Annotated in this window: 21 protein-coding genes; 11 read left to right on the top strand and 10 right to left on the bottom strand. The window is 72.5% G+C overall.

Annotation, left to right across the window (positions count from 1 at the left end):
• Positions 1-150 precede the first annotated feature (150 nt).
• Together SCWH03_RS18900 and SCWH03_RS18895 are read left to right on the top strand one after the other, a co-directional pair.
• Positions 151-594, top strand: coding sequence for a sec-independent translocase (locus tag SCWH03_RS18900; protein WP_173265443.1), 444 nt, complete (start codon positions 151-153; stop codon positions 592-594).
• Between the two features lie 127 nt (positions 595-721).
• Positions 722-1396, top strand: coding sequence for a hypothetical protein (locus SCWH03_RS18895; RefSeq protein ID WP_173265442.1), 675 nt, complete (start codon positions 722-724; stop codon positions 1394-1396).
• Positions 1397-1622: 226 nt separating this feature from the next.
• Here SCWH03_RS18895 and SCWH03_RS18890 read toward each other — a convergent pair whose 3' ends face one another.
• Positions 1623-2756, bottom strand: a complete 1134-nt coding sequence (locus SCWH03_RS18890) for an Mrp/NBP35 family ATP-binding protein (protein WP_173265441.1) — start codon at positions 2754-2756, stop codon at positions 1623-1625.
• Between the two features lie 291 nt (positions 2757-3047).
• On the opposite strand from SCWH03_RS18890, the gene SCWH03_RS18885 reads away from it, so the two are divergent.
• Complete coding sequence (locus tag SCWH03_RS18885; protein WP_173265440.1) at positions 3048-3836, top strand: hypothetical protein; 789 nt, start codon at positions 3048-3050, stop codon at positions 3834-3836.
• 237 nt (positions 3837-4073) lie between these two features.
• Here SCWH03_RS18885 and SCWH03_RS18880 read toward each other — a convergent pair whose 3' ends face one another.
• Together SCWH03_RS18880 and SCWH03_RS18875 are read right to left on the bottom strand one after the other, a co-directional pair.
• Complete coding sequence (locus SCWH03_RS18880) at positions 4074-4610, bottom strand: hypothetical protein (protein WP_173265439.1); 537 nt, start codon at positions 4608-4610, stop codon at positions 4074-4076.
• A 13-nt stretch (positions 4611-4623) separates the two neighbouring features.
• Complete coding sequence (locus SCWH03_RS18875; protein WP_173265438.1) at positions 4624-5739, bottom strand: magnesium and cobalt transport protein CorA; 1116 nt, start codon at positions 5737-5739, stop codon at positions 4624-4626.
• A gap of 430 nt (positions 5740-6169) precedes the next feature.
• On the opposite strand from SCWH03_RS18875, the gene SCWH03_RS18870 reads away from it, so the two are divergent.
• The 4 genes from SCWH03_RS18870 (at position 6170) to SCWH03_RS18855 (ending at position 9988) form a co-directional block, all read left to right on the top strand.
• Entirely contained in the window at positions 6170-6754 is a 585-nt protein-coding gene (locus tag SCWH03_RS18870; RefSeq protein WP_173265437.1) for a suppressor of fused domain protein, read from the top strand.
• A 614-nt stretch (positions 6755-7368) separates the two neighbouring features.
• Positions 7369-8007 (top strand): DUF6758 family protein, encoded by a 639-nt coding sequence (locus tag SCWH03_RS18865; protein ID WP_026165182.1) that lies wholly within the window; start codon positions 7369-7371, stop codon positions 8005-8007.
• A 275-nt stretch (positions 8008-8282) separates the two neighbouring features.
• Positions 8283-9155 (top strand): PHP domain-containing protein, encoded by an 873-nt coding sequence (locus SCWH03_RS18860; RefSeq protein WP_173265509.1) that lies wholly within the window; start codon positions 8283-8285, stop codon positions 9153-9155.
• Between the two features lie 227 nt (positions 9156-9382).
• Positions 9383-9988, top strand: coding sequence for a MarC family protein (locus SCWH03_RS18855; RefSeq protein ID WP_173265436.1), 606 nt, complete (start codon positions 9383-9385; stop codon positions 9986-9988).
• A 27-nt stretch (positions 9989-10015) separates the two neighbouring features.
• Here SCWH03_RS18855 and SCWH03_RS18850 read toward each other — a convergent pair whose 3' ends face one another.
• Entirely contained in the window at positions 10016-10168 is a 153-nt protein-coding gene (locus tag SCWH03_RS18850; protein WP_173265435.1) for a DUF8834 family protein, read from the bottom strand.
• Positions 10169-10305: 137 nt separating this feature from the next.
• On the opposite strand from SCWH03_RS18850, the gene SCWH03_RS18845 reads away from it, so the two are divergent.
• On the top strand, positions 10306-11202 hold the full coding sequence (locus SCWH03_RS18845; protein ID WP_173265434.1) for an NYN domain-containing protein: 897 nt from the start codon (positions 10306-10308) through the stop codon (positions 11200-11202).
• Positions 11203-11336: 134 nt separating this feature from the next.
• Here the strand turns inward: SCWH03_RS18845 and SCWH03_RS18840 are convergent, their stop codons facing one another.
• Positions 11337-12188 (bottom strand): alpha/beta fold hydrolase, encoded by an 852-nt coding sequence (locus SCWH03_RS18840; RefSeq protein WP_173265433.1) that lies wholly within the window; start codon positions 12186-12188, stop codon positions 11337-11339.
• 103 nt (positions 12189-12291) lie between these two features.
• Positions 12292-13929, bottom strand: a complete 1638-nt coding sequence (locus SCWH03_RS18835; protein WP_173265432.1) for a DEAD/DEAH box helicase — start codon at positions 13927-13929, stop codon at positions 12292-12294.
• A gap of 458 nt (positions 13930-14387) precedes the next feature.
• Between SCWH03_RS18835 and SCWH03_RS18830 the strand changes: the two genes are divergently transcribed.
• Positions 14388-15137, top strand: coding sequence for a ferritin-like fold-containing protein (locus tag SCWH03_RS18830; protein WP_173265431.1), 750 nt, complete (start codon positions 14388-14390; stop codon positions 15135-15137).
• A 127-nt stretch (positions 15138-15264) separates the two neighbouring features.
• Here the strand turns inward: SCWH03_RS18830 and SCWH03_RS18825 are convergent, their stop codons facing one another.
• From SCWH03_RS18825 to SCWH03_RS18810, 4 genes are all read right to left on the bottom strand, one after another.
• The gene (locus SCWH03_RS18825; RefSeq protein ID WP_173265430.1) at positions 15265-15534 is read right to left on the bottom strand and encodes a hypothetical protein; all 270 of its coding nucleotides are present in this window, start codon (positions 15532-15534) and stop codon (positions 15265-15267) included.
• 465 nt (positions 15535-15999) lie between these two features.
• Entirely contained in the window at positions 16000-16227 is a 228-nt protein-coding gene (locus tag SCWH03_RS18820) for a DUF3107 domain-containing protein (protein ID WP_173265429.1), read from the bottom strand.
• 128 nt (positions 16228-16355) lie between these two features.
• Positions 16356-17009, bottom strand: coding sequence for a TetR/AcrR family transcriptional regulator (locus tag SCWH03_RS18815; protein ID WP_173265428.1), 654 nt, complete (start codon positions 17007-17009; stop codon positions 16356-16358).
• A 163-nt stretch (positions 17010-17172) separates the two neighbouring features.
• Entirely contained in the window at positions 17173-17430 is a 258-nt protein-coding gene (locus tag SCWH03_RS18810) for an Rv3202a family protein (protein WP_173265427.1), read from the bottom strand.
• Between the two features lie 379 nt (positions 17431-17809).
• On the opposite strand from SCWH03_RS18810, the gene SCWH03_RS18805 reads away from it, so the two are divergent.
• Positions 17810-18787, top strand: coding sequence for an alpha/beta fold hydrolase (locus SCWH03_RS18805; RefSeq protein ID WP_173265426.1), 978 nt, complete (start codon positions 17810-17812; stop codon positions 18785-18787).
• Between the two features lie 8 nt (positions 18788-18795).
• Positions 18796-20127, top strand: coding sequence for a DUF3152 domain-containing protein (locus SCWH03_RS18800; protein ID WP_173265425.1), 1332 nt, complete (start codon positions 18796-18798; stop codon positions 20125-20127).
• Positions 20128-20448: the final 321 nt, after the last annotated feature.

The following is a 20448-nucleotide window of genomic DNA, read 5'->3' as shown; positions in this document are numbered from 1 at the left end:
ACCGTCCGGGCTCGAGGACGGGCAGGAGACGGACCTCCCGAAGGTACCGTCGGGACAGATTCGCCGGGTACCGTGGAGCGTCCCGCTCGGCCCGCGCTGCGGGCACGGAGGACGACAACACGAGAACACGGGAACACAGGGAGCGGCAAGGTGTTCAACGACATAGGCGCACTCGAGCTCGTGACGCTCGTGGTCCTCGCCGTGCTGGTCTTCGGCCCGGACAAGCTGCCCAAGGTCATCCAGGACGTCTCGCGCTTCATCCGCAAGGTCCGTGAGTTCTCGGACAACGCGAAGCACGACATCCGCAGCGAACTGGGACCGGAGTTCAAGGACTTCGAGTTCGAGGATCTGAACCCCAAGGCGTTCATCCGCAAGCAGCTCACCGAGAACGAGGACATCAAGGAGATCCGCGGCAGCTTCGATCTGAAGAAGGAGATCAACGAGGTCGCGGACGCCGTGAACGGCAAGGAGCCCGGAGACTCGGTGCCGGCCCGCGTCGGCGATGCGCCGGGCGGCGCGGCACCGGACCTCCTGAAGAAGCGCGATACGCCCGATCGGAGCGAGCGGCCGCCTTTCGACGCGGACGCCACCTGAGGCCCACGACCGCCGTCAATCCCAACGAGCCGGTGGCGGATGGCTATCCTCCATCTGTCCGGGATCGAGGACGCCCGCGGGGGGCGGGCCGTCCCGGACCTCGCTGACCAAGGAGGCGGCCGGGTAGATGGAGACGACGAGTCGGCTAGGGGCGCAGGATCCGCCCGGCAGTTCCACCGCTGGAGGGGCGTCCGTGGCCCCGCGTACCGTCGACGGGTATCTGCACGCGCCCTTCCCCTGGTACGGCCTGGACGGGGCGTTCACCGGGCCGCGCTGGCTGATGCAGGTCGGCACGGCCGCGGACGGTTCCGTACAGCACGGCTCCATGGGGCACGGTGATGAGCCGTCGATAAAGTCCGAGGCCACGGGCGGGGAGAGGGAGCGCTTCGCCGTGGTCGTCACCGTCGCGTCGAGTCCGGTGCGCCGTACCGGCGACGGTACGGGCGTCCTGGACGCCACGACCGCCTCCTCTGCCGCCTGGCTTGCGGGCTCGGGTCTGCTGGCCGGTACCTGGCCGCCGCAGCTCGACCACTCCCTGCGGGACGACTGGCTCGACCAGCAGACCGAGACCGCCTTCGAGCTTGCGCACGACCTCGCGGGAGCCCCCTGGTCGGAGCTCTCCCTGCCGGTGGACGGGGTGCCGATGCCGTTCCACTACCGGGAGTCCGAGTTCGGCTGGGTGCTCGCCGGCTCCACCGGGAACGGGGTCCACATCGGGGCCTACGGGCGCGGGATGAGCGCGTACGGGCTCGGCTTCTCCGTGGTGCAGGACCTGGGGGCCTACGCGCAGACGACCGGGTAGCGGGTGTCCCGCCCGCCTGATGACGGCCACTGCCCGCAGGTCCCCGGACGGGGGACTGCGGGCAGTGGCGTGCGCACGGTCGCCCCCCGGGGAGGGAGGGCACGGCCGTCCCGCGTCGCCGAGGGGAAAGGTGGTGGAGGGCCGTGGAGAAGGGCGCCGGCGGCGGGGGCGGCACTCCACGGCGGTGGCGGCGTGCGGGCGGAGCCGGCGTGCGGGCGGTGCGGGCTCAGAACTTGTTGCGCGGGGTGATGCCGAGCGACATGCCCGAGAGGCCGCGCTGCCGGCCACCGAGTTTGCCCGCGATGGCCCGCAGGGCGGCACCGGCGGGGGAACCGGGGTCGGTGAGGACGACGGGCCTGCCGTCGTCGCCGCCCTCGCGGAGCCGCACGTCGATGGGGATCTGGCCGAGCACCGGCACCGGGGCGCCCGTGGTCTTCGTCAGCCCGTCGGCCACCAGCTGGCCGCCGCCCGTGCCGAAGACGTCGACCATCTCGTCGCAGTGCGGGCACGGCAGACCCGACATGTTCTCGACGACCCCGACGATCTTCTGGTGGGTCTGGACCGCGATGGAGCCGGCCCGCTCCGCGACCTCCGCCGCCGCCTGCTGCGGGGTGGTGACGACGAGGATCTCGGCGTTCGGCACCAGTTGGGCCACGGAGATGGCGATGTCACCCGTGCCCGGCGGCAGGTCGAGCAGCAGTACGTCCAGGTCGCCCCAGTAGACATCCGCGAGGAACTGCTGCAGCGCCCGGTGCAGCATCGGCCCGCGCCAGACGACCGGCGCGTTGCCGGGGGTGAACATGCCGATCGAGATGACCTTCACGCCGTTCGCCGACGGCGGCATGATCATGTTCTCGACCTGGGTGGGGCGGCCGTCCGCGCCGAGCATGCGCGGCACGCTGTGGCCGTAGATGTCGGCGTCGACGACCCCGACCTTCAGCCCGTCGGCGGCCATGGCCGCCGCCAGGTTCACGGTCACGGATGACTTGCCCACGCCTCCCTTGCCCGAGGCGACGGCGTAGACGCGGGTCAGCGAGCCCGGCTTGGCGAACGGCACCTCGCGCTCGGCGGTCGTGCCCCGCAGCGAGGCCGCGAGTTCGCGCCGCTGCTCGTCGCTCATCACGTCCAGGGTGACCTCGACGCCGGTGACGCCGCCGACGCCCGTGACGGCGTCCGTGACACGCTGGGTGATCGTCTCGCGCATCGGGCAGCCGGAGACCGTGAGATAGACCGTGACGGCGACCGCGCCGCCGGACCCGATCTCCACCGACTTGACCATCCCGAGATCGGTGATCGGCTTGTTGATCTCGGGATCGTTCACCGTCGCCAGTGCGTCGCGGACCGCGTCTTCCGTAACCATATCCACGATGGTACGGCGCCCGATCCCGCCCCGGAGGGCCGCGTCAGCGGTCGCCTTCGTCACGCCCGGCCGGGGGGCCGGCGGGGAAGGGCCCGGCCGCCCCGGTGCGCCCGGGATCACCCGGGGAGCGAACCGGATTACTCGGAAATGGCATCGTTCAACGGCTTCGAGCAGGCCCGTACCGATTGGCGGCGCCGGCGCCGGCGGTCCGGACGGCTGCCTTCCGGACCGCCCTTCGGCCCCCGGTACGCTGCGGACTGCCACCCCCACGCTACGAGAGGCAGTGCGCTTGTGACCGCTCTCCCCCCGGGTCCGGCAGCCCCCGCGCGCCGAGCCGTGCTCCCCTTCGCACTGTGCGCGGCGCTGGCCGCCGCCCTCGCAGGGTGCGGCGAGGACCCGGATGCGGGGACGAACGGTGTCGGCAAGCTGGAGGCGACCGCCATCGAGAAGAGGGCCAAGACGGCGGCCGGCGAGGCGGCTGCGGTGCGGGTGGCCGGCACGCTGGTGTCCAAGGGCGGCACCTACAAGCTGAACATGCGGCTGAAGAAGACCGGTGGGGTCGGCTCGGTCACCTCCAAGAACTCCACCTTCGAGTTGCTGAGGGTCGAGGACGCGCTCTACCTCAAGGCCGACGCGGGCTTCTGGGTGCACGCCGGATCCGACGACGGCGAGGGCGAGGGCGGGGACGTGGAGCCCGGCGAGGACGACCAGGCCGCAGCCGAGAAGCTGGACGACAAGTATGTGAAGGTGCCGGAGGACGACCCCGCGTACAAGCAGCTGCGCGGTTTCACCGATATGAACGTGCTGCTCGACGGGCTGCTGGGGCTGCACGGCAAGCTCAGCAAGGGCGACCGCAGCACGATCGGCGGCATCCGCACGATCAAGATCATGGGCGACGGGGGCAACGGAGGCACGCTCGCCGTCTCCTTGCAGGGCACGCCGTATCCGCTGCAGCTGGACCGGGCGGGCGACGCGGGTGTTCTCACCTTGGGGGAGTGGGGCCGGGACTTCCCGCTGGAGGCCCCCGCCAAGGAGGAGACGGTCGACTACGGTCGCCAGCTCCCCCGCGACAGCCCGTAGGCCTTCTGCGCCCCTTCGTGCCTTCCGCGCTGGTCGTGCGCCGGTGGTGCCCTGGCTGTCCCGGTGTGCGCCGGTGGTCTTCTGGTCGCCACCCGTCGTGTGCCGGTCGTGTGCCCGTCGTGCGCCGAGTGGTGGACGCTCGGGGCGTTCTCGGATGCGCCCTGATGGTTCGCCGGGCCGCCGGCGGCCTCAGCGGAGCCCTGCGGTCTCCACCGCCTCAGCAGGGGGGCAGGGGCCTCAGCGGCGGCGCCGGCGGCCGAGCCCCAGGAGCCGTGGCAGTGCCGCAGGGACGGGCCGCCTGGTCGTGGCCGGTGTGGACAGTGGCGCGGCGGCCAGGGAGTCCTCGGGGTGGTCGATGGTCGACTCGCGGGGCTCCAGCCGCAGCACCCGGCACTCGCGGCCCCAGCGTTCGGTCATCCGCTCGCCGTCGGGGGCGTTCAGCCGCTTGCCCTTCAGCTCGCCGACGGCTGCCTCCCAGTCCTCCGAACCGGGCGCCAGCTCGGTCACCGCGGCGGTCCACGACACCAGCCGGCCGCCCTTGTCCTTGCTGCGCACGGTGACCACGGCGGTGGAGCCGCCGCTCAGTCCGGGCAGCGGCTGCTCGCCAGGCCCGTCCCCGACGACATACGCGGCACCGCCGTGCCACACATGCCACAGCGCCCGGTCCGGGCCGGTGCCGCGGACCCAGATGAGGCCGGACTTCCTGGTGGCCTCCTCCACGAGGGCAGGCCCGAGCGGGGCGTCCCCGGTGGGGTGTGCGGAAGCGTCGTTCATACCACGCAGCCTATTAGAGCCAGCCGTTGCGCTTCAGGGTGCGGTGGATGGTGAGGCAGATCCCGACGATGCCGGCCAGCACCATGGGGTACCCGTAACGCCACTGGAGCTCGGGCATGTGGTCGAAGTTCATGCCGTAGATCCCGCAGACCGCCGTCGGGACGGCGACGATCGCGGCCCATGACGTGATCTTGCGCATGTCCTCGTTCTGGGCGACGGTGGCCTGCGCCAGATTGGCCTGGAGGATCGAGTTCAGCAACTCGTCGAAGCCGATGACCTGCTCCTGCACCCGGGCCACGTGGTCGGCGACATCGCGGAAGTACTTCTGGATGTCCGGGTCGACCAGCCGCATCGGACGCTCGCTCAGCAGCTGCATCGGCCGCAGCAGCGGGGTCACGGCCCGCTTGAACTCCAGCACCTCGCGCTTGAGCTGGTAGATCCGCCCGGTGTCGGTGCCCCGGGTGCTGCCCTTCGACGGCGCGGAGAACACGTCGATCTCGATCTCGTCGATGTCGACCTGCACGGCGTCGGCGACCGCGATGTAGCCGTCCACCGCGTGGTCGGCGATGGCGTGGAGGACGGCGGAGGGGCCCTTGGCGAGCAGCGCAGGGTCGTCCTGGAGCCGATGGCGGAGGTTGCGCAGGGAGCCCTGCCCGCCGTGCCGGACGGTGATCACGAAGTCGGCCCCGGTGAAGCACATCACCTCCCCGGTCTCCACGACCTGGCTGGTCGGAGTCAACTCGGTGTGGTCGACGTAGTGGACCGTCTTGAAGACGGTGAACAGGGTGTCGTCGTACCGCTCCAGCTTGGGCCGCTGATGGGCGTGCACGGCGTCCTCGACGGCCAGCGGGTGAAGCCCGAACTCGGCGGCGATGCCGGAGAACTCCTCCTCCGTCGGCTCGTGCAGGCCGATCCAGGCGAAGCCGCCGGCCTCGCGCACCCGCAGCATCGCCTCGCGCGGGGTGAGGCAGCCGGTGCCCTGCAGGCGCTTGCCGTCGCGGTAGACGGCGCAGTCCACGACGGCGGTGGAGGCCGACGGGTCACGGGCGGCGTCGTACGCGCCGTACGGGCCGCTGCTCTTGCGCAGGGTGGGGCGGACGACGTGGCGCAGGTCACGGATCATCGACATGGCAGGCTCCTTCACGACGGAGGCCGCCGCTGCGGGGCGTGGCGCAGCCCGGAACGAGGACGTGTCTCGATACGTCCGCAAAGCGGGCGGCACCGCGGGGCGCGGTGGCGGCGTTCGCTACAGACAGTCAGGCAGGTGAGTCGTGCTCTTCCGTCATGCGCGGTGCCGTGGAGCCACCGGTGCGGGGGCCCTCAGCGGAAGGAGGGAAGGGGGCGCGCGGAAGAGCGGTTGGTACTGCACGGTCGACTTCGATCCATCGCAGCCCCACCTCCTCCGGCCGGTCCCCCGTGGGGGAAGACGTGTCGTCGGGATCCGGGAACCATGTTTCGCATGGCTTCGCATGTTGTCCCGGACAGGCGGCCAAGCCTATCAGCCGACTGAGGGCCAATCTTTTCCTTTGCCCGTTCCCGACGCGATCTATGCTCGTCGGATGGGAGAAGTTCTTGCTCTGGTCGAGGCGCGGCTGCGTAGCGCGCTGGGCGGACCCGACGCGCGCGCCGCGGTCACCTTCCTCGGCGCGGAGCGGATCGAGGTGCTCCGGTTCGTCGACGGGGGCATCGTCAGATACGCCACGCTGGGGATGTCGGCGCATCCGATGACCGACCCCGGGGACGCCTTCGCCGACCCGGTGCGGGGGCCGCGGGCCGAACTGGTCCTTTCGGTGCGCGCGGGTTCGGCCGACACCGACAAGGTGCTGCGGCCGCTCGCCGTCCTGGCCTCGTCCCCGCAGGTGGAAGGACTGGTCGTGGCTCCCGGGAACTCCATGGACGTGGGCGGGCCGCTCTGGCCGGGCGCCCCGTTCACCTCGGTGCTGGTCGCCGAGTCCGGCGGCCTGGTCGAGGACCTCCGGCTCGCCGGTCCCATGGACCCGGTCCGCTTTCTGCCGCTGCTGCCGATGACGCCGAACGAGGCCGCGTGGAAGCGGGTGCACGGTGCGGAGAAGCTCCAGGAGCGGTGGCTGATGCACGGTACGGACCTCCGCGATCCACTGAGGTCCTCCGTCACCCTGACGTGATGTCAGCCACTGTGGGGTGCGTCGCGTGAAGTGACGTATCTCATGGCCGGGTTGACGGGCGGGGCCGTCCGGGTTTCGGATCGCTTCGACTGCGTGCCGGTGCCGGTGCCGGTGCCGGTGCCGGTGGGCGGTGGCGTAGCGGCTCCGTGCGGTTCCGTGCTGCGTCGTTCCTCGCCTCGTCCGGCCCTTTCCTATCCCGTCTTGCCCCGTCTTGTTCTTTCTTGTTCTTTCTTGTTCTTTCTTGTTCTGTCTTGTCCTGTTGCCCGGTCTGGCTGCCGGTCTGCCCCTGCCCTGTCGCCGCCTGCGAGCAGGCCGCCCCGGGGCGTGGGCGCGGGGCCCCCGTCGTGGTCGACAGCGACAACCGCACCGCCGCCCCCGGGCGTGGGCGTGGGGAGCCGCGGTCAGGGGCCGGGCGGCGCCGTTCCCGGCGCCGCCCGTGGGCCGTCTTCGCGCAGGCCGCCCCGCCTGCTGTCGCCGCCGTGCGGACGGTGGAGCGTGATCGCGGGCGGGCGCGGGCCGCACGCGGCCCTTCCTGCTGAGGGCGGGTGAAACCGCCGTGCGGGACGAGTGATCGTCCTTGACGCGGCGGCGGACGGGTAGGACCGTTGAGCGCTATGAGGGGCGAACCCAGTTGCCCGAAGTGCGGTGGCCGGGTCCGGGCGCCCGGTCTCTTCGCCGACACATGGCAGTGCGATGTGCACGGCTCCGTCTATCCGCTGCAGCCCGTGATCCCGCCGAGCGTCGAGGCTCTCAGCGTGGTGGTGGCCCGCGCCGAGGTCCCCGTGTGGATGCCCTGGCCGCTCCCGGTCGGCTGGCTCTTCACCGGCGTCGCCTACGCCGGCGACGACCGCAGCGGCGGTCGGGCCACGGCCGTGGCCTGCTCGGGGCCCGGACCACTGGGAGGTGTGGGGGAGTTGCTGCTCGTCGCCGAGGAGCTCGGAGTCGGCCTCGGCGCCCGCTTCGCGGGGATCGACGGGCCCGACCCCGGGCCGCATATGACCGTCGACACCTCACCCCAGGCCAAGGTCCTCGCCGCGGGCAGGCCGACGCCGCTGTGGCACGTCAACGACGCCCCGGAGGACCGCGCGGTGTTCGCGGGCGAGGCGCGGGGGCTGTGGCTGTGGGCGATCGTCTGGCCCGAGTCGACCGGGCTGCTGATGTACGACGAGCTGATACTGACTGATCTGCGCGACGCCGGTCAGGAACTCGAGCTGCTGCCCTGCGGGGCGCTGTCGCCGCGCCTGCTGATGTGACCGGTGCGCGGTCTTGGCGCGGGCCGCGGAGCGGTCGGAGCGGTTCTGCCGTGGTTCCGCCGCAGGGCTGCGGAACGGAAGCCGGATCCGCTGCGCACCGGTGACGACCGGTCGGTCGGTCGGCGGGTGCCCCCAGAACGGAGCGGGTGCGCGGGGCCGTGCGGCGCGTTCGTCCCGTGACGGTTTTCACGTGACGGGCCGGCCGGGGCGGTGTCCGTGCCCCGGCTACGATGGAGCGTCGCCCCGTCCGCCCCCGAGCCCTGGAGTCCCGCGTCGTGCGCATCGACCTGCACACCCACTCCACGGCCTCCGACGGTACGGACACCCCGGCGGAACTCGTCCGCCGCGCGGCCGTCGCGGGACTCGACGTCGTGGCGCTCACCGACCACGACACCGTGGGCGGTCACGCCGAGGCGATCGCCGCGCTGCCCGAGGGCCTGACCCTCGTCACCGGCGCGGAACTCTCCTGCCGCACCGGAGGCGTGGGCCTCCACATGCTGGCGTACCTCTTCGATCCCGAGGAGCCCGAGCTGGCGCGCGAGCGCGAGCTGGTGCGCGACGACCGGGTGCCGCGCGCCCGTGCCATGGTCGGCAAACTCCGGGCACTGGGTGTGCCGATGACCTGGGAGCAGGTCTCCCGGAAGGCCGGCGACGGCTCGGTGGGCAGGCCGCATGTCGCAGCCGCCATGGTCGAGCTCGGCGTCGTCCCGGACGTGTCCGCGGCCTTCACCCCCGACTGGCTCGCCGACGGCGGCCGGGCCTATGTCGGGAAGCACGAACTCGACCCGTTCGAGGCCGTCCGCCTGGTGAAGGCGGCCGGCGGGGTCACGGTCTTCGCCCACCCGCTCGCCGTGCGGCGCGGCGAGGTCGTCTCGGAGGACGTCGTCGCCCGGCTGGCCGCGGCGGGCCTGGACGGCATCGAGGTGGACCACATGGACCACGACGAGCCGGCGCGGGCCAGGCTGCGCGGACTGGCCGCGGAACTCGGCCTGCTCGCCACCGGCTCCAGTGACTACCACGGCAGCCACAAGACCTGCCGGCTCGGCGATTTCACCACCGACCCCGAGGTCTACGGCGAGATCATCCGCCGTGCCACCGGTGCGTTCCCGGTCCCGGGCACGGGTGGAGCACCCGGCCGCCGGGTCTGACCGCCCCTCCCCGTCCGCCGCCGGCCCGGAAGCACGGGGCCGCCCGCCGGTCCCAGCCCCGGCCCCGGTCCCGGCCGCTGTGCCTCCCGTACGTGTGCCCCTCGTCCGCGGCGGCTTGTCCGCGGCGGCCCGTGTGCCCGTGTGCAGACGGACCCCGCGGCGCCGCCCCCTCGCTCGTCCCCGGCTCTCCGGCATCCCTGTCTGCCCCACACCCGCAAGGCCTCAACGTGTTCGACTCCACCGTCTTCGGCTCCCTGTTCCTCACCCTGTTCGTGATCATGGATCCCCCCGGGATCACCCCGATCTTCCTGGCCCTCACGTCCGGTCGGCCCGCCAAGGTCCAGCGCCGGATGGCGTGGCAGGCGGTGGCCGTGGCCTTCGGCGTGATCACCGTCTTCGGGATCCTCGGCCGGCAGATCCTCGACTACCTCCATGTCTCGGTGCCCGCACTGATGATCGCGGGCGGGCTGCTCCTGCTGCTCATCGCACTCGATCTGCTCACCGGGAAGACCGATGAACCCAAGCAGACCAAGGACGTCAACGTGGCGCTCGTACCGCTGGGCATGCCGCTGCTCGCAGGGCCGGGAGCGATCGTCTCGGTCATTCTCGCGGTGCAGGAGGCCGGCGGTGCCGCCGAGCAGGTCTCGGTCTGGGCCGCGATCGCCGCGATGCATGCCGTCCTCTGGCTGACCATGCGCCACTCACTGCTGATCATCCGCTTGATCAAGGAGGGCGGTGTGGTGCTGGTCACCAGGCTGGCTGGCATGATGCTCTCGGCAATCGCCGTGCAGCAGATCGTCAACGGGGTGACCCAGGTGATCCAGGGCTCCTGACGCCGTGGCGTCCGGTGCCGGAACGCGTTACGAAGCCGGGCTCCCCGCCGGCCGGATGTAGACGCGCTGGCCGATCGCGGCGGCCTGCTGCACCATCCGGCCCACGGAAGCGGCGTCCACGATGGTGCTGTCCACCGCGGTTCCGTCGGCATCGTCGAGCCGCATGATTTCGAAGCGCATGAAAACTCCCCTCTGGCCGTCCCTGTGTATGCACCTCACAACGGGATGCCAACTACAAACATTCCCTACGCTAAAGAAATTTTTCGAATGACTAACTACTGGCGGACGGTCCCCGGCCCGCTCACAATGGGGTCGTCATGAACGACTCTGAGCTTTCCGAGATGAGCGCCCGCCTGGAGCGCACCAACGAGCTGCTCCAGCGCATGATCGCCGAGGTCGCCAAGACCCCGTCCACGCACGCCATCTTCGTCGACGCCGGTTATGCCTATGCTGCGGCCGGATTGCTGGTGGCGGGTACCGAGGACCGGCGCTCGTTCGACCTCGACGCCGAAGGGCTCATCGAGGCGTTCATCGACAAGGCCCGCACGATCTTCGCGGACAGCAGGCTGCTCCGCGTCTACTGGTACGACGGCGCGCGGCGCCGCATCCACACGGCCGAGCAGCAGGCCATAGCCGAACTGCCCGACGTCAAGGTGCGTCTCGGCAACCTCAACGCCAACAACCAGCAGAAGGGTGTCGACTCCCTGATACGCGGCGACCTGGAATCCCTCGCCCGGCACCGGGCGATCAGCGACGCGGCGCTCGTCGGCGGGGACGAGGACCTCGTCTCGGCGGTGGAGGCGGCCCAGGGTTACGGCGCCCGGGTCCATCTGTGGGGCATAGAGGCGGCCGAGGGCCGCAACCAGGCCGAACCCCTGCTCTGGGAGGTCGACAGCCAGCGGACCTTCGACCTCGACTTCTGCCGGCCGTACGTCACGCGCCGGCCCGTCACGACATACGAGGACGACAGCCCGCCCCCGCCCCGGGACGATGTGCGCTTCGTGGGCGCGCAGATAGCCGCCACCTGGCTGGCCGAACGCGGCCGGGATCCGCTGGGCGCCCTGCTGCCCGGCCACCCCTATCTGCCCGGCCCCGTCGACCAGGACCTGCTCAATGAGGCGGAGAAGCTGCTGAAGCACTCCCTGCGGGGCTATGCCCATCTGCGGCGGGCGCTGCGGGACGGCTTCTGGGAGCACCTGCAGGACCGGTTCTGAGGCCGCAGCGGCGGCTCTCAGGCCCGCAAAGGGCCCGCAGCCCCGCAGCGGACCCGAGGGGGCCCGTCACCCGGCCGGGCGGGGGCACCCCGGCCGCAGCAGCCCCGCGGGCCGGGTCTGCGGGGGCAGGACCGTCAGTGCCGGGACCAGAAGTCCACCAGGGCCTCGGCGGTCGGCGCCGGGCGGTCCGTGTTCGGCGAATGCTCGGCTCCCTCGATCACCGTCCTGGCCGCGCCGAGTCGCGCGGCCATCTCGTCGAGCAGCGGCACCGGCCAGGTGTCGTCCCGCTCGCCCGACAGCACATGCACGGGCAGCGGCCCCGCGGCGGCGAGCTCGTCGACCCGGTCCGGTTCCACGGTGAGCTGTCTGCCGGTGGCCCGCAGCTGGGCGGGCCGGTGACGCAGCCATCGGCGACGCAGCCGCTCGCCGTCGGTGGCCGCCTCCTCCGGCGGGTCGAGGGCGCGCATGGCCTCCCACAGCTCGCTCATGTCCATCACCGCCAGTGCGTCGTTCAGCAGCCTGACCTTGTGCTGCTGGGCGGGGGAGATGCGCGCAGGGCCGGACGACATCAGCGTCAGGGTCCGGAACGGGCGCCGGTCGAGGAGCACGGCGGCCCGGGCGATCTGGCCGCCCAGGGAATGCCCGACGAGGTGCACCGGCGCGTCGCCGATCGCCTCCGCCTGCGCGAGCACGTCCCGCGCCAGCTCGGGCTGCGCGTAGGCGGACTCGTCGTCGGGGCCTTCGGTCTCGTACTGGCCGCGTCCGTCGACGGCGACGGCCCGGAATCCGGCCGCGGAGATCGGCTCCAGCAGCGCGATGAAGTCCTCCTTGCTGCCGGTGTACCCGGGCAGCAGCAGCGCGGTCCCCCTGCGGCCGCGGACACCCCCGCCCGGCTCGGCGTCCAGCACGGCGAACTCCCCGCGGCTGGTGCGCAGCGCGTAGGCGCGGGCGCAGGCGGGCGGGCTGAAGGTGGGTGGCCGGCTCATGCGGACGAGGTTACCGGCGCGTCAGGCCCGTGACCTCAGGCGGGTCGCCGTCGCACGGCCGAGGGCCCGCCCCGGGGACCGGGGCGGGCCCGGCGCGAACGGCTCAGGCCTCCGGCTGGACGGCCTTGGCGCGGGCGCGGGTGCGGCGGCGCCGCGGTGCGGCCGGCTCCTCGGTGGTGGTGGGGGTGGTGGGCGCCTGCTCGGTGGGTGCCTCGGTGGTGGTTCCGGCGGCGGCCCTGGTGCGGGTGCGGCGGCGCCGCGGTGCGACGGGTTCCTCGGCGGTGGTCCCGGCGACCGCCGCCTCGGCCGTCTCGGTGCCCGTACCCACCCGGGTCCGCCGGCGCCGGCGCGGGGTGCGCGGCGCCTCCACCGTCTCCGCCGCCGTCCCTTCCGCCGTGTCCCCGGCCGCCGGGGCGGCCGGGGCACCGGTCACGGCCGTCTGCGCCTCCACCTCGGCGCCACCGCGGGTGCGGCGCCGCTGACGCGGGGTGCGGGTACGGGCAGGGGGCTCGGAGCGGTCGCCGGCCCTCCCGCGCGCCCCGCGGCCGCCCGGCTCGCCCAGGTCCTCCAGTTCCTCGGCCGCCAGACCGGCGCGGGTGCGCTCGGCACGCGGCAGGACGCCCTTGGTGCCCGCCGGGATGCCCAGCTCCTCGAACAGGTGCGCAGAGGTGGAGTAGGTCTCGGCCGGGTCGTTGAAATCCAGATCCAGCGCCTTGTTGATCAGCTGCCAGCGCGGGATGTCGTCCCAGTCCACCAGCGTCACGGCGGTACCGCTCGCGCCCGCCCGGCCGGTGCGGCCGATGCGGTGGAGGTACGTCTTCTCGTCCTCCGGGGTCTGGTAGTTGATCACATGCGTGACGCCCTCGACGTCGATGCCGCGTGCCGCGACATCGGTGCACACCAGCACGTCGACCTTGCCATTGCGGAAGGCGCGCAGCGCCTGCTCGCGCGCGCCCTGGCCCAGATCGCCGTGGACCGCTCCGGAGGCGAAGCCCCGCCGGGCCAGCTGGTCGGCGATGTCCGCCGCCGTGCGCTTCGTACGGCAGAAGATCATTGCCAGGCCCCGGTCCTCGGCCTGCAGCATGCGGGCGACCAGCTCCGGCTTGTCCAGGGAGTGAGCCCGGTACACGCGCTGGGTGATGTTCGCGACGGTCGCGCCCTGGTCGTCCGGTGCGGTCGCGCGGATGTGGGTGGGCTGGGACATGTAGCGGCGCGCGAGACCGATCACCGCGCCCGGCATGGTCGCCGAGAACAGCATGGTCTGCCGTCGCACCGGCAGCAGCTGGATGATCTTCTCCACGTCGGGCAGGAAGCCCAGGTCGAGCATCTCGTCCGCCTCGTCGAGAACGAGCGCCTTGACGTGCGAGAGGTTCAGCTTCTTCTGTCCAGCGAGGTCGAGCAGCCGGCCGGGCGTGCCGACGACGACGTCGACCCCCTTCTTCAGAGCCTCGACCTGGGGCTCGTAGGCGCGGCCGCCGTAGATCGCGGTGACCCGGACGTTGCGCACCTTGCCGGCCGTGAGCAGGTCGTTGGTGACCTGAGTGCACAGTTCGCGGGTGGGAACGACCACGAGCGCCTGCGGTGCTTCGGTCAGCTCACCGGACCTCGCCCGGCCCGCCTCCACGTCCGCGGGCACGGTGACCCGCTCCAGCAGCGGAAGGCCGAAGCCCAGCGTCTTGCCCGTGCCGGTCTTGGCCTGGCCGATGACGTCGGAGCCGGAGAGTGCGACCGGAAGGGTCATCTCCTGGATGGGGAACGGCGTGGTGATGCCGACGGCCTCCAGGGCCTCGGCGGTCTCGGTGAGGATCCCGAGCTCTCGGAAAGTCTTGGCCTGCGTAGTCAGGGTGTTGCCTCTTCTGTGAGACGCGGCGCGAGGCGAACGCTGGGGTCCTACCGCACCTGGGTACGGGTGCCGGCCGTGGATTGGCCGGAAGGCGCGGGACCACTGCCGTCGCTCGAGCGCTCGTGCCGCTGAGGGCCCCTCATGTGGCGGAATGCGCACAGAGGGCTGTCAGGTCGGAGCCGATCGGGCCACCGACCGGGCATCCTCATTCAGAGGGCCCGCCGAATTGTCCGGCAGGCTTAATACCACTGTACCCCGGATTCGCGCATCTGTGTTGGCCGCATTCACGGGAGCCGTGTCGGGACGGGGCTGACCAGGCCCTTCCTCGTTGACGGCGGCGGGCTATTGTGCGCTTCATGGAGACGCCTGACAACGCCACCGCGCCGGCCGCCGACGCGGCCGAAAAACCGACCGGCATCGCCGCCCAGGACTGGGCCGCGGCCTCCGCCGACCCCCAGTACCGCGCCGCGGTCGTGGACCTGCTGGGCGCGCTCGCCTACGGCGAGCTGGCGGCCTTCGAGCGGCTCGCCGAGGACGCCAAGCTGGCACCGACGCTGGCCGACAAGGCCGAGCTGGCGAAGATGGCCTCCGCCGAGTTCCACCACTTCGAGCGGCTCCGCGACAGACTGGCCGCGATCGAGACCGAGCCCACGGAGGCCATGGAGCCGTTCGCGGCGGCACTGGACGGGTTCCACCGCCAGACCGCCCCATCCGACTGGCTGGAGGGCCTGGTCAAGGCGTATGTCGGCGACTCGATCGCGAGCGACTTCTACCGCGAGGTGGCCGCACGGCTGGACTCCGACACTCGCGGCCTGGTGCTCGCGGTACTCGACGACACCGGTCACGGCAACTTCGCCGTGGAAAAGGTCCGCGCCGCGATCGACGCGGACCCGCGGGTCGGCGGCAGGCTCGCACTGTGGGCGCGCCGGCTGATGGGCGAGGCGCTGTCCCAGGCCCAGCGGGTCGTCGCGGAGCGCGACGCACTGTCCACGATGCTCGTGGGCGGGGTGGCGGACGGGTTCGACCTGGCGGCGGTCGGTGAGATGTTCACCCGGATCACCAAGGCGCACACGAAGCGGATGGCGGCGCTGGGGCTCGCCTCGTAGGTCTCCTGCCGCGGCTTCCGGTCACGACGCCCTGCCCGGCTTCCGGCCGCGCCCTTGAGCCGTCGTCTCCTGTCGCAGCCTGTGGGGAGAGGCCGCGGGCAGCGGATCCGGCCCGCGGCTGCGTGACTCAGGCGGCGGCTGACCGGCGCAGCCCTGGCGGTCCCGGCCGGATGAGCAGCGAGAGTGACACGGCTGCCACGAGCACGGCGCCGAGGAGGGTGCCCGGCAGATGGCCGGTGCCGAGGGCCGTGTGCGTCAGATAGGCGCCGAACAGGGCGCCGAGGATGCCCGCCGGGTACACCACCCGCTGGGTGGGGAGCCGGTCGGCAAGCCGCCGCAGAGCCGCCCAGGAAAGCGCGAGGCCGAGCAGGACGGAGCCGAGAGCCTCCAGGATCACCACGGATCACCTCACGGGCGGGCGGGCGGCGGATACGGTCGTAGCCCGTCCTACCCGGACCGGACGGCGAACAACCCTGGGTTCCACCCGATCACCGCCTGACACATCGGCCTCGGCCGATGTGGCGGCGGACACGCGGAGGGGCCCGGTAGGCGACAGCGTCACCCACCGGGCCCCTCCGGCAGCCGGTGCCCCTGGTGCCGCGACCGGCGGGTTCCGCCCTGCCGGGCTGACACCGCCGGTCGCGGCACCAGGGCAGCCGGCGAAAGCTCCCCGCCCCGGGTGCCCGGCAGCCGGGGCGCCAGAACCCTGCCGGGAGGCGAAGGAGCTTCCCGCCGTGCCGTCGGAGTCATCCGGGCACGTCCGGAACGAGGACGGCCCCCGCGCGATCGCATCGCACCGGACGCCGTAGGCCCCCGGCCCGGGGGCGGGGCGGAGCTGCCCTCGCCAGATGCCTCTACACGTCTACAGCGCGCCGAAGCCCACGCGGCGCGTGGCCGGCTCCCCGATCTCGATGTAGGCGATCCGGTCGGCAGGTACCAGCACCTTGCGTCCCTTGTCGTCGGTCAGGCTGAGCAGTTGCGCCTTGCCGGCCAGAGCGTCGGCGACCGCCTGCTCGACCTCCTCCGCACTCTGACCGCTCTCCAGAACGATCTCCCGGGGCGCGTGCTGCACGCCGATCTTGACCTCCACGGCTAAGTCCCTCCGAACGGTCAGCGATGCGCGGTCAACCGCGCCTTACGCAGCACACATTAGCCCGGTGAGGCGACATCGCACCGCCCGGCCGTACACGCCCGCAGCGAACAGCGGGGGCCGGGCGGTCACTGGCCGTTGCCGTGGCTCTCGGCCGAGTGGAGCGGGAAGCCGGCGATACCGCGCCAGGCGAGCGACGTCAGCAGCTGCACCGCGGTGCCGCGCGGGATGCCCGAGCTGCTGGAGAGCCAGTAGCGGGCGACCACCTGGGAGACCCCGCCGAGCCCGACGGCCAGCAGCATCGACTCCTCCCGCGACAGGCCGGTGTCCTCGGCGATCACTTCGCAGATGGCCTCCGCGCACTGCAGCGACACCCGCTCCACCCGCTCGCGCACGGCCGGGTCGTTCGTCAGGTCCGACTCGAAGACCAGCCGGAACGCGCCGCCCTCGTCCTCGACATACGCGAAGTACGCGTCCATCGTGGCGGCGACCCGCTGCTTGTTGTCCGTCGTCGACGCCAGGGCGCCGCGCACGGCCTGCAGCAGCGACTCGCAGTGCTGGTCCAGCAGCGCCAGATAGAGCTCCAGCTTCCCGGGGAAGTGCTGGTACAGAACCGGCTTGCTGACACCGGCCCGCTCCGCGATGTCGTCCATCGCCGCCGAGTGGTACCCCTGGGCGACGAAGACCTCCTGGGCCGCGCCGAGGAGCTGGTTGCGTCGGGCACGGCGCGGCAGGCGGGTGCCTCGCGGGCGCGCCGCCTCTGTCTGCTCGATGGCTGTCACGCCGCCTCCCACGTTCGATGTCACAAGCACAGTGTCCCGTGCGTGCGCTGTGCGCTCACGCCCGCCATCGTACTTTCGGGTAACCGCGGTGTGCGCGCTGCGGGCGCAGAATTTCACGGACCGGACGCCCACGATAGGCGGTGGCTCGAAGAAGACGAACAGATCAGCGGTAGTCGTCCTCGTCCAGGGTCACCACCCTGGCCTGCTCCAGAGCGTCTGCCTCGTTGGCGTCGGCCGGGTCGATGCGCGTGAGCGGCTCGTCGTCGGCCGGGCGCACCTCGGTGTGCTGCTCGGCGGCGTCGGCCTCGGGCGTCTCCTCGGGGAGCCCCTCGGGAAGCCCTTCCGGCCCTCCGCGTTCGTTCGGTGTCCCCTGGTCGCCCTTCGCCGTGAGGGCGCCGGGGTCCGTCGGGTCGGCAGCCATCTGGGTCGATCCCCCTTCCTTCGTTTTCCTCCGCTTTCCTTCGCTCTCCTCCATTTTCCGCCGTTTCCCGCCGCTTGCTGCCGCTTTCCTCTGTCTTCTCCTGACCTTCTCCTGACCTTCTCCCGACCTACTCGTGCCTACTCGCCGCCTACTCCTGCCGTCCCGTGTCGAGTCTCTGCTTCCTTCCGTTGTTCTCCGGTTCCCGCTGTTCCCGCTGTTCCCGCTCTTCGTCTTGTTTCTCTTGTTTCTCTTCCGCTACGGCGTCAGCCCGGAGACGGCTCCCCTGGATCGAGCCTAGGAGCATGCCCGGCCGGACGCTATGCGGTGTGTGACGCCGAACACAGGTTCCGCCGCGTGATCGTCTCGTAACATTGCCCCCATGTCTTCGACCGAGCCGCCGGGAATCCGCGCCGTCGATCCGGCCGGGCGGACGCGTGCCGTGCGGGTCGCCCAGGGGGAGGAACTCCGCTCCGTGGCGCTCCCCGGGCTGACGCTCACGGTGCGGAGCCGGCCGCCGGCCGCCCCCGGGCTGCCCCCGGCGCTCTTCGTCCACGGACTCGGCGGCTCGTCGCAGAACTGGACGCAGCTGATGGGCGCGCTGGAGGACGCGGTCGACGGCGAGGCCGTCGATCTGCCCGGCTTTGGGGACTCCCCGCCGCCCGGCGACGGCGACTACTCGATCACCGCCCATGCCCGTGCGGTGATCCGGCTGCTCGACGCAGGCGGCCCCGGCCGCGGCCCCGGCCCCGGCCCCGTCCATCTGCTCGGCAACTCGCTGGGCGGCGCGGTCGCCACCCGGGTCGCGGCGGTCCGCCCCGACCTGGTGACCACCCTCACCCTGATCTCGCCCGCGCTGCCCGAACTCCGTGCCCAGCGCAGTGCTTGGCCCACCGCGGCGCTCGGCCTGCCCGGTGCGGCCTCGCTGGTCCAGAGGCTGACGCGGGACTGGACACCCGAGGCGAGGGTGCGGGGGGCGACGGCTCTCTGCTACGGGGACCCGGGCCGGGTGACGGACGAGGCTCTGCTGCACGCCGTCGAGGAGATGGAGCGCAGGCTGGAACTCCCCTACTTCTGGGACGCCATGGCCCGTACCGCGCGCGGTCTGGTTGACGCGTACACGCTAGGGGGGCGCCATGGGCTGTGGCGCCAGGCGGAGCGGGTGCTCGCGCCGACGCTGCTGGTCTACGGCTGCCGGGACCAGTTGGTCTCCTACCGCATGGCGCGCCGGGCGAGCGCCGCCTTCCGCGACTCGCGGCTGCTGACCCTCCCGGACGCGGGCCATGTCGCCATGATGGAGTATCCGGAGACGGTCGCAGCGGCCGTACGGCAACTGCTCGACGACAGCACGAGGAGCTGATCCGGGGCGTGGGACGACACAGCCGCAAGGGCCCCGCACCCGAGGCCGCCGACACCACCCCCGGCGGCGCTGCGGACGCCCGGGGTCCGGCCGCCGGCCCCGGGCGGCGCAGGCGGCCGGGGCCGGTGTCGGAGCACTCCGGCCCGGCGGCCGGTGGAACACCGGCGCACGGCGTACCGCAGGTGCGCGGTGGCCACCCGCAGCAGGACGAGACGGGCGGTGGCCGGGTCGGGCCCGCGGCCGGCGGGCGGTACGGGGACTGGCAGGGCGTCCCGCGCGACCGCACGGCCGCCACCGGTGAACGGCGGCCGGGAGAGCCCCCCGCCGCCGTGTCCGGGCGGGCGGCAGCCGAGACCGGGCATGCACCGGCATCCCCACCCGGCGCCCCGCGCCCGCCGATCGGCGCGGGTGCCCGTATCCCGGGCCCGCGCCGGGAGTTCGTCGAGGCATTCGACCCGCCGCCGCCCGGCGACCGCGCCCAGGGCGCGGGGATCGAACCCGGGGGCGACGAGCCCCTCTCCAGACCCGCCCGCGGCCGCACGGTCACGGGCGTCGCGGCCGCCGCCGTGACGACGGTCCTCGCGGTCGTGGTCGCCGGACAGGTCGGCGACCAGGGGACCGGCGCCGCCGCCCCCGAGGCCGCCGAGGGCTCCGAGCGGGTCACCGAGGACGAGACGTCCCGCTCCGACCAGCGTGCGCGGCCGACGGGGCAGGCGACACCGTCCGCCCCGGCGCCGCCCGCGTACGCGCAGCTGATGGCCCGGCAGTTCCCGTTCGACCCCGAACTCAAGGGTCCGGGGAAGTTCGACGCGGTCCCGGGGCTCGACCAGGCGCCCGGCGAAGGCCGGAAGGTCCGCTACCGGGTGGATGTCGAGCAGGGACTGGGCCTGGACGGGGCGCTCTTCGCGGACGCCGTCCAGCAGACCCTCAACGACGAGCGCAGCTGGGCGCACGGCGGTGCCATGAGCTTCGAGCGGATCTCCTCGGGAGAGCCCGAGTTCGTCATCACCCTCGCGAGCCCGGGCACCACCGCGGTCTGGTGCGCCAAGTCGGGTCTCGACACCACCGTCGACAACGTCTCCTGCGACTCCGCCTCCACCGAGCGCGTGATGATCAACGCGTACCGCTGGGCCCGGGGCGCCGAGACGTACGGCGCCGGGGCGATGCTGTCGTACCGCCAGATGCTCATCAACCACGAGGTCGGCCACCGTCTCGGCCACGGCCATGTGAACTGCCGCACCTCCGGCGCCCTGGCCCCCGTGATGCAGCAGCAGACGAAGTCGCTGGACATCGGCGGGATCACCTGCCGGCCCAACCCCTGGGTGCATCCGGGGGGCTGATCGCGCCGGGCGCGCCGCCCGGCGGCGGTCGCGCGGGTGACACCGCCTTCGGCGCCGGGCCGCCGAGGGCCGGCGAGCCGCGCGGGGGACCGGGACCGCAGCGCCCGGGCGCTGCACTCGTACGCGCTCCCCGCCGTCCGGCCGGAGCCCGTGGCAGCGCGTGGAGAGAGGGCGTGCCGGGATCGTGCCGAGCCCCCGACGGCAGTTGACGGCAGCCGCGTGTAGCGCCACCAAACGCTACGAGAGCGGGAAAGTCACGTGCATTCACCCCTTCCGGTGGCGCGATGGACAACCGTCCGTCGCGCCACCGACAACTGCGCA

This window comes from Streptomyces pacificus (assembly GCF_011766325.1).
Lineage (GTDB): Bacteria > Actinomycetota > Actinomycetes > Streptomycetales > Streptomycetaceae > Streptomyces > Streptomyces pacificus.
The sequence above is the reverse complement of the archived record's forward strand: the minus strand, read 5'-3'. Positions and strand labels throughout refer to the sequence as shown.

Excerpts from the sequence above, each read along its gene's own strand:
- SCWH03_RS18835 (WP_173265432.1), bottom strand. The coding sequence starts at position 13,929 with ATGACCCTTCCGGTCGCACTCTCCGGCTCCGACGTCATCGGCCAGGCC.
- SCWH03_RS18865 (WP_026165182.1), top strand. The coding sequence starts at position 7,369 with ATGAGGGGCGAACCCAGTTGCCCGAAGTGCGGTGGCCGGGTCCGGGCG.
- SCWH03_RS18870 (WP_173265437.1), top strand. The coding sequence starts at position 6,170 with ATGGGAGAAGTTCTTGCTCTGGTCGAGGCGCGGCTGCGTAGCGCGCTG.
- SCWH03_RS18895 (WP_173265442.1), top strand. The coding sequence starts at position 722 with ATGGAGACGACGAGTCGGCTAGGGGCGCAGGATCCGCCCGGCAGTTCC.
- SCWH03_RS18875 (WP_173265438.1), bottom strand. The coding sequence starts at position 5,739 with ATGTCGATGATCCGTGACCTGCGCCACGTCGTCCGCCCCACCCTGCGC.
- SCWH03_RS18810 (WP_173265427.1), bottom strand. The coding sequence starts at position 17,430 with ATGGCTGCCGACCCGACGGACCCCGGCGCCCTCACGGCGAAGGGCGAC.
- SCWH03_RS18840 (WP_173265433.1), bottom strand. The coding sequence starts at position 12,188 with ATGAGCCGGCCACCCACCTTCAGCCCGCCCGCCTGCGCCCGCGCCTAC.
- SCWH03_RS18830 (WP_173265431.1), top strand. The coding sequence starts at position 14,388 with ATGGAGACGCCTGACAACGCCACCGCGCCGGCCGCCGACGCGGCCGAA.
- SCWH03_RS18850 (WP_173265435.1), bottom strand. The coding sequence starts at position 10,168 with ATGCGCTTCGAAATCATGCGGCTCGACGATGCCGACGGAACCGCGGTG.
- SCWH03_RS18880 (WP_173265439.1), bottom strand. The coding sequence starts at position 4,610 with ATGAACGACGCTTCCGCACACCCCACCGGGGACGCCCCGCTCGGGCCT.
- SCWH03_RS18805 (WP_173265426.1), top strand. The coding sequence starts at position 17,810 with ATGTCTTCGACCGAGCCGCCGGGAATCCGCGCCGTCGATCCGGCCGGG.
- SCWH03_RS18890 (WP_173265441.1), bottom strand. The coding sequence starts at position 2,756 with ATGGTTACGGAAGACGCGGTCCGCGACGCACTGGCGACGGTGAACGAT.
- SCWH03_RS18845 (WP_173265434.1), top strand. The coding sequence starts at position 10,306 with ATGAACGACTCTGAGCTTTCCGAGATGAGCGCCCGCCTGGAGCGCACC.